Below are 12,581 nucleotides of genomic sequence, written 5' to 3'. Positions count from 1 at the left end.
GGTTTTGTTTTAGATGCTGTTTAACGGAGGGGCGAGCCCCGGCCAACCAGATTACTTGCCGAAACGGGAGGTCCCGGATGGGCTTGCAGAGACTTGCGCAAGGCGCAGAGCGCGAAGTTTCTGCGTCTTCTTTTCCCTCTCGGCGACCTCGGAATCCAGAATGTCGCGGACGATGGAATTGGTCGTTTTCGCCTTTGCATCGGCTGAAAGCTTCGTCGGCTTGAAGAAACGGTCTTTCGTCACAGTCATGTCAGTCCTCCTGCGTTTCAGGTCAAAAGCGCACTAAAACAATCTGAAAACCATGCCTCGGCGACGGGTGCCGCGGGGAACCGATATCGAACCGGCAATCAGCGAGCCCGAGGAGCAATGACCTTCTTCTTCGGAGCAGGCAACAGCCCTTCACGCTGCATCTGCTTGCGCGCCAGTTTGCGGGCGCGCCTGATCGCCTCGGCTTTTTCGCGGGCGCGCTTTACCGACGGCTTCTCATATGCGCTGCGCGCCTTCATTTCCCGGAACAGGCCTTCACGCTGCAGTTTTTTCTTCAGAACGCGAAGCGCTTGATCAACATTGTTGTCTCTTACAAGTACCTGCAAAATATCTCCTGACGCGGCAAAGCCACTATTTCTTGATTTTGATCGTATTCACGTTGATCCACGAACTACCAGATGGAAGCGGTGTCGCGGTCGATGTCTTCGAGAGATCCACAGAACCCTCATGACTGATATCGCCATGCGTAATGCGGCGCTCGCAATTCTCACCGTCAAATTGGACGCGATATTGCGTCAGCCCGTACGCATCCGGCAAAACAGCAACAATCCGGCATGAGCCATTCGTTTCGCCGAAGCGAAATGCACCACTCTTCAAGACGACCACGTCGCCGGCATCATAACGGTGCTTGCTCATCATGACCTCCAAGGGTCAAAACAAAAGGCCGGAGTTTGACGCCCGACCTTCGTTTATCATCAAGCCTTTCGCGTGCCAGTACATCCGTGGTCACACGAGGGCGATGACATATTATTCTGCGCGCAGGTTGTCTGCGGAGCTTTTGCCGGAGCGATTGTCCTGCACGAGCTCGTAGCTGATCTTCTGCCCGTCGTTCAGACCGCGCAGACCCGCACGCTCCACGGCAGAAATGTGCACAAACACATCCTCGCTGCCATTGTCCGGCTGGATAAATCCGAAGCCCTTCGTGCTATTAAACCACTTCACTGTACCAGTGCTCATAACGATTTCCTTTCAATCGCTGGGTAAGCCGGTTGCCCGGCGCTAAATCGACGATGAGAGAAAATCAAGAAGAGCCGTTAGGCTGCCGACGAGAGTCGCTAGCAAGGTTCGATAAAATCTAAAATAGCGATTAATGGGCCAACAACAAGGCATGCGCGAAAATAAAGACTTTGCATGGAGATTGCGGGGGCCTTGCTGCACGACGCCGGCTGCATAGGAAGCTCAGACACCCTGCGCAGAGAATTGGCTAAGGATGGAGCTTGATCATGTAGTCAGCATAAGCGGCGATAAAATGCTGTCGCGCGGTCTCGGCGTCTCCCCTGCAGCGCAGGACCGACTGACACGCCCACACGGCAGACAAATAAGATCGCCCGGACTGAAAAACGAAGTCATTCCGCAGGTAATTCAAAGCCTGTCCGGGACCATTTATGGCAACAGAATTTCCACTGCGCCTTGCTACCATGACGGGATATTCCCATCGTGTACGAAAGTCGATTTGGATAACGGTGAGCAATGCATGATCCTTCCATGGCGTCGACCGAATATGCTCCAAGTCCAAGCGGAGATTGTCGATCGCCGGTGTCTTCCAAATGCTTCCAGGCGATAAATTCACGCCTGATCTCGAGCGCGCGAGCAGACCTGGATTGTGCGGTCCTGCAGATGGCCACCTGTCCGATGCGGAAAGATCATTGCGCGCCGGGAGACTGATACCCCGACAGCCAGGCATCATAGCGCAGACTGCTCTGGTCGAGGATGTACGGGCAGGCCCGGCTGTCGAGGAGAAGGGTACCTGCCTGCTTGCCCTCATCGACCAATCGATCTCTGTATGCGGCACTCATACCGTCCGCGAACTCGCGATAGCCCTCAACCCAGGCAGAGAGGCGGTAATTGCTTTCGTCGCGCAGATAGGGGTTGGCACTCAGGCTTTTTCCATCCTCAGCGTCCCGCCATCCATGGTCGAATATTGCCTGCAAATCGTGAGAGGTATGGGGCAATTGAGCCTCCCGCCTTGAGCGAGAGCCCATCTCATCCCTCGGCCGTCGCTGCTCGTTCCGACACGACGATCAAAGTGAGATAGTGCAGCATAGGCAAATGTCGAGCCTCGAAGGTCAAATCGGCCTAAATCATCAGCCGCACGTCAATCATAAACCCGCTTCAGATTGGCCACGCAGTCCAGTTCTTTCAACTGCGAAAGAAGTTGGTTGAGCTGACGCAGGTCCCAGACCTCGATTTCCATCGCGATCTCGGAAAAGTCGTCGGCGCGGTTGGAGCCCATGGACATGGTGCGGATATTGATGTCGAGCGCACCGATCGTCGTGGCGACGGTTGCGAGCGTGCCGGGTTCATTGATCGTGTTGATCTCGATCTTTGCCGGGAAGCGCGACTTGTTGGCTTCGTCGAGATCCCAGCGGACATCGATCCAGCGTTCCGGCTCGTCGTCGAATTTCTGCAGCGCAGGCGCCTGGATCGGATAGATGGTGATGCCCTTGCTCTTGCCCGCATCCATAATGCCGACGATGCGATCACCGGGGACCGCGCCGCTCGGGGCGAAGCGCACCTGGGTATTGGCGGCAAGGCCGCGGATCGGCAATAGGGTCGCCACGAGATCTGCTGCCTGGGCGTTTTCCAGATCTGTCTGGGATTTCGCCGGCAGCTTGAACATCATGCCGGTTGCGCTCGGGACGTTGAACCAGCCCTGATCGGCTGCCGGCTTCACGGTTACGCGTTCGTCCTTGTAATCCGGGAAGACGGCGCGAAGCACGTCGAGCGAAGAAAGCTCACCGCGACCGACAGAGGCGATCGTATCCTCGACATCCTTCTGCGCCAGACGGTGCAGCGCCGGCTTCAGCGCGTCGCGGGAAAACGTCTTGCCGGCGCGTTCGAAGGTGCGCTCCAGAATGCGGTGACCGAGGCCGGCATATTGCTTGCGGATCGCCATGCGGGTAGCGCGGCGGATCGCCGAGCGCGCCTTGCCGGTGACGACGATCTCTTCCCAGGCAGCCGGCGGAACCTGGACGCCGGAACGGATGATCTCGACTTCGTCGCCGTTGTTCAGCCGGGTTACGAGCGGCATGATACGGCCGTTGATCTTGGCGCCGACCGTGGTGTCGCCGATGTTGGTATGAACTGCATAGGCGAAGTCGATGGGGGTTGCACCGCGTGGCAGCGCGATAAGCTTGCCCTTCGGGGTGAAACAGAAAACCTGGTCCTGGAACAGTTCGAGCTTGGTGTGTTCGAGGAACTCTTCGGGATTATCACCCTCGGCCAGCGATTCGATCGTGTGGCGCAGCCAGGAATAGGCGTTGCTCTCCTTCGGCAGAAGCTCGTCACTCTTGGCCGGTCCCTTGCCTGCAACAGACTGGCCGTCCTTGTAGAGCGTATGAGCGGCGATGCCGTATTCGGCGATTTCCTGCATGAGCTGGGTGCGTATCTGCAGCTCGATACGCTGGCGGGACGGACCGACGATGGTGGTGTGGATCGAGCGGTAGTCGTTCTGCTTCGGGTTGGAGATATAATCCTTGAAGCGACCGGGAACGACGCGCCAGCGTGTGTGGACGATACCGAGCGCCTTGTAGCAGCAGGCAACGTCGTCAACGATGATGCGGAAACCGTAGACATCCGAAAGTTGCTCGAAAGAGAGCGACTTCGACTGCATCTTGCGGAAGACCGAATAGGGTTTCTTCTGCCGTCCCTTTACGAAAGTTCCATTCAGGCCGTTGGCGACCAGAAGCTCGCGCAGTTCATCCTCGATCTTCTTGATCAGGCCCTCATTGCGGGCGGACAGATCCGCCAGGCGCTGCGTGACCGTCTCGTAGGCTTCCGGATTGATATACTGGAAGGACAGGTCCTCCAGTTCGTCACGCATGTCCTGCATACCCATGCGGCCGGCGAGTGGCGCATAGATATCCATCGTCTCTTCGGAAATGCGTGCCTTCTGCTCGGCCTTCATGTGGTCGAGCGTGCGCATGTTATGCAGACGGTCGGCGAGCTTCACCAGCAGAACGCGGACGTCATCGGAAATGGCGAGCAACAGCTTGCGAAGGTTCTCGGCCTGCTTGGCCTTTTTCGACACGAGGTCGAGGCGTTTCAGCTTAGTCAGACCTTCGACGAGCCGACCGATATCCTCGCCGAACAGTTCGTCGATCTCGGCGCGGGTGGCTGTCGTATCCTCGATCGTGTCATGCAGAAGCGCGACCGCGATGGTCGACTCATCGAGATGCATGTCGGTGAGGATGGCCGCTACTTCGAGCGGATGGGAAATGTAGGGATCACCGGAGGCGCGCTTTTGCTGGCCATGCTTCTGCATGGCGTAAACATAGGCCTTGTTGAGAAGAGCTTCATTGGCGTCGGGCTTGTATTTCTGCACCCGCTCAACAAGCTCGTACTGCCTCATCATTCCCGGAAATGCCCTTCAAATACGGTGTGGCGACAAAAGAAAATGGCGCGCCAACCATCGGTTAGCGCAGCCATCATTATTGAGACAACCAGATTAGGGCGATAGGATGAACGATACCTTGCCGCAGCGCACTATCGTTCCGATCGGAGCGATTATTCCGACCGTTTTATCCGCGCCAAGCGAATATCGGTTGAAATCCGCTCAGGCACACTATGCCGATCAGTAGTCGTCGCTCTTTTCCGGCGGGACCAGACCTTCGATACCGGCCAGCAGTTCTTCTTCCGACATCTGGTCGAAATTGACGGTTTCCGGAGCATCTTCATCTTCAATGTCAGAGGCAACCGATACACCGCCGGCGGCAATCAGAGCTGCCGGATCGGGCTCGGGCTCGTCAACTTCAACATGCTTCTGCAGCGAGTGGATCAGGTCTTCCTTCAGGTCGTCGGGAGACAGTGTCTCATCGGCAATCTCGCGAAGAGCGACGACGGGGTTCTTGTCATTATCGCGGTCGATGGTGATCGCAGCGCCCTGCGAAATCTGGCGAGCGCGATGGCTTGCGAGCAGAACCAGCTCGAAACGGTTGTCGACTTTGTCAATGCAATCTTCTACTGTGACGCGGGCCATTGCCTGTCCTTTGCGGTCCTGGATTTCCGGAATTGATACGCCCGATACAGCCATCGGACGGGAAATTCAAGTTTTTCCTAAACCCGGGGCCAATCGAGTGGTGAGTTACGGGGCGTTTACTGAGGAGAAAACGCTCCATTCGAAGGCGCAAAGCACTGACAGCATGATCTCTGTCAAAGCCTGGCGGCGAAGAAACGGGTGAGGTTCACCTGTTTATCCGGATACCAAATCCGGCAAGCGCTGCGCCCGAGAACTCATAGTCGAATGGTCCGCGCCTTGGACATTAAGACTAAAGTGCTTGGGATGGAGGAATATATTCAATCAGCACGTGCTTGGAATATTGCGAATCGTAACTTACATGACAGATATATGAATAGTTCGTAATGTAAGAATTATTCCGATATCGTCGGTACATATTTCGTTTTACCGATCTGCTCGGAAAACGGGCATAAAAAGGGATGGAGACATATGTTTGACCCGAGAGAGAAAATTGCTCTCTTTATCGATGGCGCGAATTTGTACGCCGCCTCAAAAAGCCTCGGCTTCGATATAGACTATCGAAAGCTTTTGAAGGCTTTCCAGAAACGCGGCTACCTGCTTCGCGCCTATTATTACACGGCGCTTATCGAAGACCAGGAATATTCCTCGATCCGCCCGCTGATCGACTGGCTGGACTATAACGGATACAAGGTCGTGACCAAGCCCGCGAAGGAATTCACGGACAGTCTTGGTCGTCGCAAGATCAAGGGCAACATGGATATCGAACTGGCCATCGATGCGATGGAACAGTCGGAAACCGTCGATCATCTGGTGATCTTCTCCGGCGACGGCGACTTCACCAATCTGGTGGAAGCGTTGCAGCGTCGTGGCCGTAAGGTTTCGGTCGTCTCGACGATGCAGACGCAGCCTCCGATGATCGCCGACGACCTACGTCGTCAGGCCGATCACTTCATCGACCTGATGACGCTGAAGGCGGAGGTCGGCCGCGACCCGAGCGAACGCGCGGTACGCCCGACCGAGCCCACAGAGCCGGCCGACGCGTAACTGTCGAAGCAGGCATAATCAGAAAAATAGGCGCCCGTTTTTCGGCGGCGCCTATTTTCGTTTCGGGCTAGAAGAGTGTCATGCTGTTTCAACGCCCTTCCGACGACATTCTTTATGATGCGCTGATCGCCCGCGATCCTTCCTATGAAGGATTTGCCTGGGTGGCCGTGAAGACAACCGGCATTTTCTGCCGCCTCACCTGCCCTGCCCGCAAGCCGAAGCGCGAGAATTCAACTTTCTATGAGACGATCGCCGAATGCCTCGAAGCCGGCTTTCGCCCCTGCAATCGATGCCGGCCGATGTTGAAGCTTGGCGAGACCGATCCCGTGGTCACAAGGCTGATCGATGCACTCAGTGCCGATCCGATGCGGCGCTGGAGCGAAGGCGACGTGAGCGCCTTAGGCGTCGATCCATCCACCGTTCGACGTGCGTTCAAGCGGCAATTCGGCATGAGTTTTCTGGAAATGGCGCGCCTGAGACGAATGGGCAAGGCTGCGGAAGTGCTGAATGACGGCGCCAATGTGATCGACGCCCAGCTCGATGCGGGTTACGAATCCGGTAGCGGCTTTCGTGCCGCGATCGCAAGGCTGTTCGGGGAAGCCCCGGCGAGACTGCGTGGCATGGCCCTGCTGCGTGCCGACTGGATCGATACGCCGATCGGCCCGATGATCGCGATCGCCGACACGCACGCCCTGCATATTCTGGAATTTGCCGAGCGCAACGCGCTACCGGCAGAGATCCGCAGACTGCAGAAGGCGAGCGGCAGCAGCATCGTCATGGGGAGATATCCGCCGATCGACGAGATCGAGGCGGAGTTGAAGGCCTATTTTTCCGGCCAAAACAAGGGGTTCAGGACGCGGCTTGCCGAGCATGGCTCGCCGTTCCAGCGGCAGGTGTGGCAGGCGCTACGCGATATCCCGGCGGGGGAGCTTCGCACCTATGGCGCACTTGCGAGCGACATGAACAGGCCCTCCTCCACCCGCGCCGTTGCGGGTGCCAACGGCGCCAACCAGATCGCCATCGTCATTCCCTGCCACCGGGTGCTTTCAGCCGATGGCAGCCTGACCGGTTATGGCGGGGGCCTGTGGCGCAAACGCTGGCTGATCGAACATGAGCGCCGCATGGCGGAACGCTGACTTTCTATCCGGCAGAGACCGCTGCGCGTTGATCGCCGTTCGGCTGCGGGCTACTGCCCGACTTTCTTGCCCGGAAGATGGCCTCGACGACGAGCGACAGCGGCAGGCCGATGAAGAGCGGGATGAAGAAGTAGATCACCCGGAAGGCGACCAGCGAGCCGATCGATGCCTGATCGCCCATGACATGCCGAACTGTCGCTTCCAGCACGCCCAGGCCGCCGGGCGCATGGGTGATGAGGATCGCAACATTGGCGAGTACGAAGGCGGTTGCAGCCTTGAGATAACTGACATCCGCGCCTGCCGCCATCACCTCGCGCAGGCAGGCCGAGACCAGAGCGAAGTTGACCGTGCCGATGACCACTTGAGCGACGGCAATTTTCCAGGTGGGCATCTGGAAGGTCCAGCTGCAGATTTTCAGCGGCGCACGCAGGAAGGCGGCAAGCGCGATGTAGAGTGCCGTTGTGGCAAGGCAGCCTGCGCCGATGGCAATCACGACCTCTTGCCTCAGGCGCAGTACCGCGGCGGCATCCTGCGGGTTGAGCACCATGACGATGCCGGCAAGCACGGCCATGCCGAGCCCTACCGTGACGCCCGAGAGCAGCACGATCTTCGCCACATCTTCAGTCGTCATGCCCCAGTGGGCGTAATAGCGATAGCGCAGCGCACCGCTGCTGAGGCCCGACATGCCCACGCTCTGGCCGATGGAGAGCGCGATGAAAGACGCGAGCGCGATTTTAGGATAGGGCAGATCGTTCTTCACATAACGCACGCCGCACCAGTCAAAGCCGGTGAGGCAGAGATAGGAGCCGAAGGCGAAGAGGAGCGCCAGAGCCAGATTGCCAGCTGGGATATCGCGGACCGACTGGACGATCTCGGAGAAGGAGTGTTCGCGAAAAACCTGGTAGAGGAGCCAGGTGGCAAGGCCGAAGCCGACAACCAGCATCAGGTAGGTGAAAAACTGCTTCTTCGTCATTATCCGCTTACCCGCATGAACGTGCGGGGAAACGGCGGGGGATGAGTTTGGTTCCGGTGGAGGTTTATCTCGGCGCCAGCTTCAGCGCCTCATCCGCCTGCCAGCACCTACTGCCCGCAGGCGGGGAAAAGGACCCAAGCCAAGCCGTTACCGTGCGCCGCAGATCTCGAACAGGGCACGTTCCCTTCGCCCCGCTTGGGGGCAGAGGGTCAGCGATTACGCCGAATGCGCATTTGATCAGTCTCAGCCGTTCTTCAACAGCCGCGACTTCTGCCGGTTCCAGTCGCGTTCCTTCTCGGTCTCGCGCTTGTCGTGCAGCTTCTTGCCCTTGGCGAGCGCGAGCTCCAGCTTGGCCCTGCCCTTTTCGTTGAAATAGATTTTCAACGGCACGAGCGTCATGCCTTCGCGGTTGATGCTGTTGCGCAGGCGACCGATCTCGCGCTTCGACAGGAGCAGCTTGCGGCGGCGGCGCGGCTCGTGGTTGAAGCGGTTGGCCTGCAGATATTCCGGCAGGTGGCTGTTGATCAGCCAGATCTCCTCGCCTTCGTCCGACGCATAGGATTCGGCGATATTGGCCTTGCCGTCGCGCAGAGACTTCACCTCGGTACCAGTCAGCACCAGGCCTGCCTCATAGGTGTCGATTATCTCGTAGTTGAACCGGGCCTTGCGGTTTTCCGCAACGACGTTGTTGACCACGCGCTGGCTGCCTTTGGGTGCCATCAGACGAATTCCATTCCGCTTAGAGCGTATCCGCTTTTCTTCGAAAGGCGAAAAGGCTCCAATACTCTGTTTGACGCAATTCCGGACACAAAACCGTTCCCACTTTTGCTGGAATTGCTTTTCCAAATAAGAACCCCGCCCAAAAGCAATGAGCGGGGTTAAGCATTGATATAATGCGGTCAGGACCGAATGTGAAGCTTATGCGTCAGCGACTTCGAGCGCCAAGGCAATGCCTCAGTTCAACAGGCCTGCATGGCGCAGCGCCGCATCGATTGCGGCTTCGGTCGCAGGCTCAAGCTCGGAGACCAGGGGCGAGCGCACGGTACGCTCCATGCCGCGCAACTTGCTCAGACCGTATTTGGCGCCACAGAGACCCGGCTCCATGAAGATTGCCTTGTGCAGCGGCATGAGACGATCCTGGTATTCGAGCGCCTTCTTGTAATCTCCGGCCAGCGTCGCCGCCTGGAATTCGGCACAGAGGCGCGGCGCGACATTGGCCGTGACCGAAATGCAGCCGACACCGCCATGCGCATTGAAACCGAGCGCCGTAGCATCCTCGCCGGAAAGCTGGATGAAATCAGTACCGCAGGAGATGCGCTGTTCCGAGACGCGCTCGATCTTGCCCGTCGCGTCCTTGACGCCGACGATATTCTTATGCGCCTTGGCGAGCTTGCCCATGGTTTCCGGGCTCATGTCGATAACGGAACGCCCCGGGATATTGTAGATGAATATGGGCAGGGAAACCGCATCAGCGATTGCCGAGAAATGGGCGAAAAGCCCCTTCTGGGTCGGCTTGTTGTAATAGGGCGTGACGACAAGCAGAGCATCGGCGCCGGCCTGTTCTGCATGCTGTGCGAGCTCGATCGCTTCCGTCGTATTGTTGGAACCAGCACCAGCAATGACCGGCACGCGCTTGGCAGCGACCTCTACACAGAGTTCGACCACACGCTTGTGCTCATCATGGGAAAGCGTCGGCGATTCACCCGTCGTGCCGACCGGAACGAGGCCCGAGCTGCCCTCTGCAATCACCCATTCGACATGATCTGCAAACGCTTTTTCATCGACAGCCCCGCCAGTGGTGAACGGCGTTACGAGCGCGGGGATCGATCCCTTGAACATGCAAAACTCCCAATGGCCGCAGTCCATGCTTCGGCCGTAATCAATGACTAAGGTGGCGCACCATAAAGCGGAGGCAGATCGCCGACAAGCGCAAAGCTCACGGGAAACTGATCGCCGGCCACCGCTCATTGATACGTATTTTAGAGGTCGTGGTAAGGTTTCGTTAATGCCGCCGGAGCCTAATGGGAGAACCCGATAGGGGTATATGTCTTTTTCGCGAGTCGCCGGATGAAGAAGCCCGCTCTGATCCTCACCTTAGGATTGGGTGCAGCCAGCATATCGAGCCTTGTGCTCGCCCAGAGCGGTGGCGCTGGCAGCGGCATCGTGCCGCTTCCCTTTGCCCGGCCGAACGCACCGATGAGCGCGCCTGTGCCAACGCAACCGGGCTCCCAGGCTATCCCCACGCCAACCGCCATGCCCATTCCCGAGATTACCGGCTCCATTCCAAGGCTCGACCGACCGCTGGCATCTTCTGCACTCAAAACCGGGCTCGACGCGCTTTCCGGCAATGATGCGGGGCTGGCGATTGCTGCACGCGACAGCCTGCCGGCAGGCTCGCTCGACCGCAAAATCCTCACCTGGGCGATTGCCAGTTCGGGAATGAAGGATGTGCCCTATCGCGAGATTGCTAACGCTTCACGCGAGCTGACCGGCTGGCCGGGGCTCGGCGGATTGCGCGAGCGGGAAGAGCGCGCGCTTTATCGCGAAAACCCGCCTGCTGCAGCCGTGCTTTCCGCCATGGGCAATTCACGCCCGCAGACGCCGGAAGGTGCAATGATCCTCGCCCGCGCGCAGACGGCAGCTGGGAAAACCGCTGAGGCCGCCCGGACCCTGCGCGGTCTATGGTCTTCCGAGACACTCGATGTGGCGACCGAAGACAAGCTGCTTGGCGAATTCGGCGGGTTGTTTACCGCAGCCGATCACAAGACCCGCATGGACTATCTCATGTATCGCGGCCGCGTGGCGCAGGCGAAACGGTTTTCCGGTCTCGGCAATGCGCAGTCGCTTTATAACGCGTGGGCAGCCGTTGCGAACAATGCCAGGAATGCCGATGCGCTGATCAATGCTGTTGCAGGCTCGTGGGCGAGCGATCCCGCTTATCTCTTCGCCAAAATAGAATATGCAAGGCGGCAGAACGATTATGCCGGAGCGGCAAAGCTGCTTGAGCGCATACCGCGCGATCCGGCAAAACTCGTCTATCCAACGGAATGGTGGAACGAGCAACGGATCGTCTCGCGCGGGCTTGCGGATCTAGGTCAGTTCAGCGCCGCCTACAGGCTGGTCGCAAATCATCTGGCTCAGTCTACCGTCGATCGCGCCGATGCGGAATTCCATGCTGGATGGTATGCACTGAGGGCACTTCAGGATCCGGCGACGGCCGAGACGCATTTCCGCAAGATTTACGAAGCTTCCAACCGGCCGCTTTCCGCGTCGCGGGCGCTCTATTGGCTCGGCCGATCGGCTGAGGCCGGCGGACCGGGAGAGGCGCGTAACTTTTATGAACAGGCGGCGCGTTATTCCGGCACGTTCTACGGGCAGTTGGCCGCAGCAAAACTCGGCAAATCGACGCTCGATGTAAGCTACCCCTCCCCCACGGCGCAGGACCGTGAGCGCTTCGCTTCGCGTGAGGTGGTCCGTGCCATCGCGCGGCTTGACGCCGTCGGCCATGACCGGCGATCAGCAGCACTTTATGCGGCACTCGGCGAGCAGATCGACAGCCCGGGCGAACTTTCGCTTTTGACCGCACGCGCGGAAGCACAAGGCGACCATGCACTATCGCTGCGAATCGGCAAGTCGGCATTTTCCCGCGGTGTCGATGTGGCGGCACTCGCCTATCCTATCGGCGTCATTCCGGCCGGCGCCGATATTGCCGGTTCCGGCAAGGCGCTTGCCTATTCGATCGCAAGGCAGGAAAGCGCATTCAACCCGTCAGCCGTTTCCGCAGCGAATGCCCGCGGCCTTCTACAGCTTTTACCCGGGACGGCACAGGGCGTTGCCAAGCGGCACGGGATGAGCTTCAAGGCGGACCGGCTGACCAGTGACGCTGGTTACAACGCCACGCTTGGCGCGCATTATCTCGGCGAGCAGATCGACGCTTTCGGCGGCTCCTATGTACTGACCTTCATAGCTTACAACGCCGGACCGAAGCGTGTGCCGGAATGGATTGCTCGTTATGGTGATCCGCGTGGCAAGTCGCTCGAAGAGGTGATCGACTGGGTTGAACGCATCCCCTTCCCCGAAACGCGCAACTACGTTCAGCGCGTCTTGGAGAATTATCAGGTCTACAAGACCCGGCTGGGGCAGAAGGCCGATATCGTTGACGATCTACGGTTCGGCAGGGGTG

General features: G+C 58.5%; 13 protein-coding genes and 1 pseudogene. 3 read left to right on the top strand and 11 right to left on the bottom strand.

All coding sequences use genetic code 11. The annotated features are described in order from the left end of the window. Positions 1-51 precede the first annotated feature (51 nt). The 8 genes from MRBLMR1_RS23465 to rpoZ all read right to left on the bottom strand — a co-directional run bounded on the left by MRBLMR1_RS23465 (position 52) and on the right by rpoZ (position 5,245). Positions 52-249: a hypothetical protein gene (locus MRBLMR1_RS23465; RefSeq protein ID WP_148145474.1), complete on the bottom strand. Its 198-nt coding sequence runs from the start codon at positions 247-249 to the stop codon at positions 52-54. 98 nt (positions 250-347) lie between these two features. After that, a complete protein-coding gene (gene rpsU, locus MRBLMR1_RS23460) occupies positions 348-593 on the bottom strand; it encodes a 30S ribosomal protein S21 (protein ID WP_148145475.1) in 246 nt (81 codons plus the stop codon). 25 nt (positions 594-618) lie between these two features. Continuing rightward, a complete protein-coding gene (locus tag MRBLMR1_RS23455) occupies positions 619-903 on the bottom strand; it encodes a cold-shock protein (protein ID WP_500066549.1) in 285 nt (94 codons plus the stop codon). A 111-nt stretch (positions 904-1,014) separates the two neighbouring features. Next, positions 1,015-1,224 (bottom strand): cold-shock protein, encoded by a 210-nt coding sequence (locus tag MRBLMR1_RS23450; protein ID WP_148145477.1) that lies wholly within the window; start codon positions 1,222-1,224, stop codon positions 1,015-1,017. A 247-nt stretch (positions 1,225-1,471) separates the two neighbouring features. After that, positions 1,472-1,687 (bottom strand): DUF982 domain-containing protein, encoded by a 216-nt coding sequence (locus MRBLMR1_RS23445; protein ID WP_404945293.1) that lies wholly within the window; start codon positions 1,685-1,687, stop codon positions 1,472-1,474. A 223-nt stretch (positions 1,688-1,910) separates the two neighbouring features. After that, on the bottom strand, positions 1,911-2,219 hold the full coding sequence (locus MRBLMR1_RS23440) for a hypothetical protein (RefSeq protein WP_500066548.1): 309 nt from the start codon (positions 2,217-2,219) through the stop codon (positions 1,911-1,913). Between the two features lie 143 nt (positions 2,220-2,362). Beyond that, positions 2,363-4,621, bottom strand: a complete 2,259-nt coding sequence (locus MRBLMR1_RS23435) for a RelA/SpoT family protein (protein ID WP_148145479.1) — start codon at positions 4,619-4,621, stop codon at positions 2,363-2,365. A 219-nt stretch (positions 4,622-4,840) separates the two neighbouring features. Further along, a complete protein-coding gene (rpoZ, locus tag MRBLMR1_RS23430; protein ID WP_500066546.1) occupies positions 4,841-5,245 on the bottom strand; it encodes a DNA-directed RNA polymerase subunit omega in 405 nt (134 codons plus the stop codon). 468 nt (positions 5,246-5,713) lie between these two features. Between rpoZ and MRBLMR1_RS23425 the strand changes: the two genes are divergently transcribed. Both MRBLMR1_RS23425 and MRBLMR1_RS23420 read left to right on the top strand, forming a co-directional pair. Further along, on the top strand, positions 5,714-6,289 hold the full coding sequence (locus MRBLMR1_RS23425) for a LabA-like NYN domain-containing protein (RefSeq protein ID WP_112511088.1): 576 nt from the start codon (positions 5,714-5,716) through the stop codon (positions 6,287-6,289). 80 nt (positions 6,290-6,369) lie between these two features. Then, positions 6,370-7,425 (top strand): bifunctional transcriptional activator/DNA repair enzyme AdaA, encoded by a 1,056-nt coding sequence (locus MRBLMR1_RS23420; protein ID WP_500066544.1) that lies wholly within the window; start codon positions 6,370-6,372, stop codon positions 7,423-7,425. 4 nt (positions 7,426-7,429) lie between these two features. On the opposite strand, the gene MRBLMR1_RS23415 is transcribed toward MRBLMR1_RS23420, so the two are convergent. The 3 genes from MRBLMR1_RS23415 to dapA form a co-directional block, all read right to left on the bottom strand. After that, positions 7,430-8,398, bottom strand: coding sequence for a lysylphosphatidylglycerol synthase transmembrane domain-containing protein (locus tag MRBLMR1_RS23415; protein WP_500066542.1), 969 nt, complete (start codon positions 8,396-8,398; stop codon positions 7,430-7,432). 243 nt (positions 8,399-8,641) lie between these two features. Further along, positions 8,642-9,118: an SsrA-binding protein SmpB gene (gene smpB, locus MRBLMR1_RS23410; RefSeq protein ID WP_500066539.1), complete on the bottom strand. Its 477-nt coding sequence runs from the start codon at positions 9,116-9,118 to the stop codon at positions 8,642-8,644. Between the two features lie 234 nt (positions 9,119-9,352). Further along, positions 9,353-10,237 (bottom strand): 4-hydroxy-tetrahydrodipicolinate synthase, encoded by an 885-nt coding sequence (dapA, locus tag MRBLMR1_RS23405; RefSeq protein WP_148145484.1) that lies wholly within the window; start codon positions 10,235-10,237, stop codon positions 9,353-9,355. 228 nt (positions 10,238-10,465) lie between these two features. Here dapA and MRBLMR1_RS23400 point away from each other — a divergent pair. Then, positions 10,466-12,577 (top strand): annotated as a pseudogene (locus MRBLMR1_RS23400) (lytic transglycosylase domain-containing protein); the annotation flags it as partial. Positions 12,578-12,581 lie beyond the last annotated feature (4 nt).

Source organism: Neorhizobium sp. LMR1-1-1.1 (assembly GCF_040675795.1).
GTDB lineage: Bacteria > Pseudomonadota > Alphaproteobacteria > Rhizobiales > Rhizobiaceae > Neorhizobium > Neorhizobium cellulosilyticum.
This window is presented reverse-complemented; position numbering and strand designations above follow the sequence as displayed.

What these genes read in the sequence shown, in the direction of transcription:
- MRBLMR1_RS23425 (WP_112511088.1), top strand. Translation starts at nt 5,714, where the DNA reads ATGTTTGACCCGAGAGAGAAAATTGCTCTCTTTATCGATGGCGCGAAT.
- dapA (WP_148145484.1), bottom strand. Translation starts at nt 10,237, where the DNA reads ATGTTCAAGGGATCGATCCCCGCGCTCGTAACGCCGTTCACCACTGGC.
- MRBLMR1_RS23435 (WP_148145479.1), bottom strand. Translation starts at nt 4,621, where the DNA reads ATGATGAGGCAGTACGAGCTTGTTGAGCGGGTGCAGAAATACAAGCCC.
- rpoZ (WP_500066546.1), bottom strand. Translation starts at nt 5,245, where the DNA reads ATGGCCCGCGTCACAGTAGAAGATTGCATTGACAAAGTCGACAACCGT.
- MRBLMR1_RS23445 (WP_404945293.1), bottom strand. Translation starts at nt 1,687, where the DNA reads ATGGTAGCAAGGCGCAGTGGAAATTCTGTTGCCATAAATGGTCCCGGA.
- MRBLMR1_RS23415 (WP_500066542.1), bottom strand. Translation starts at nt 8,398, where the DNA reads ATGACGAAGAAGCAGTTTTTCACCTACCTGATGCTGGTTGTCGGCTTC.
- MRBLMR1_RS23450 (WP_148145477.1), bottom strand. Translation starts at nt 1,224, where the DNA reads ATGAGCACTGGTACAGTGAAGTGGTTTAATAGCACGAAGGGCTTCGGA.
- smpB (WP_500066539.1), bottom strand. Translation starts at nt 9,118, where the DNA reads ATGGCACCCAAAGGCAGCCAGCGCGTGGTCAACAACGTCGTTGCGGAA.
- MRBLMR1_RS23455 (WP_500066549.1), bottom strand. Translation starts at nt 903, where the DNA reads ATGAGCAAGCACCGTTATGATGCCGGCGACGTGGTCGTCTTGAAGAGT.
- MRBLMR1_RS23465 (WP_148145474.1), bottom strand. Translation starts at nt 249, where the DNA reads ATGACTGTGACGAAAGACCGTTTCTTCAAGCCGACGAAGCTTTCAGCC.
- MRBLMR1_RS23420 (WP_500066544.1), top strand. Translation starts at nt 6,370, where the DNA reads ATGCTGTTTCAACGCCCTTCCGACGACATTCTTTATGATGCGCTGATC.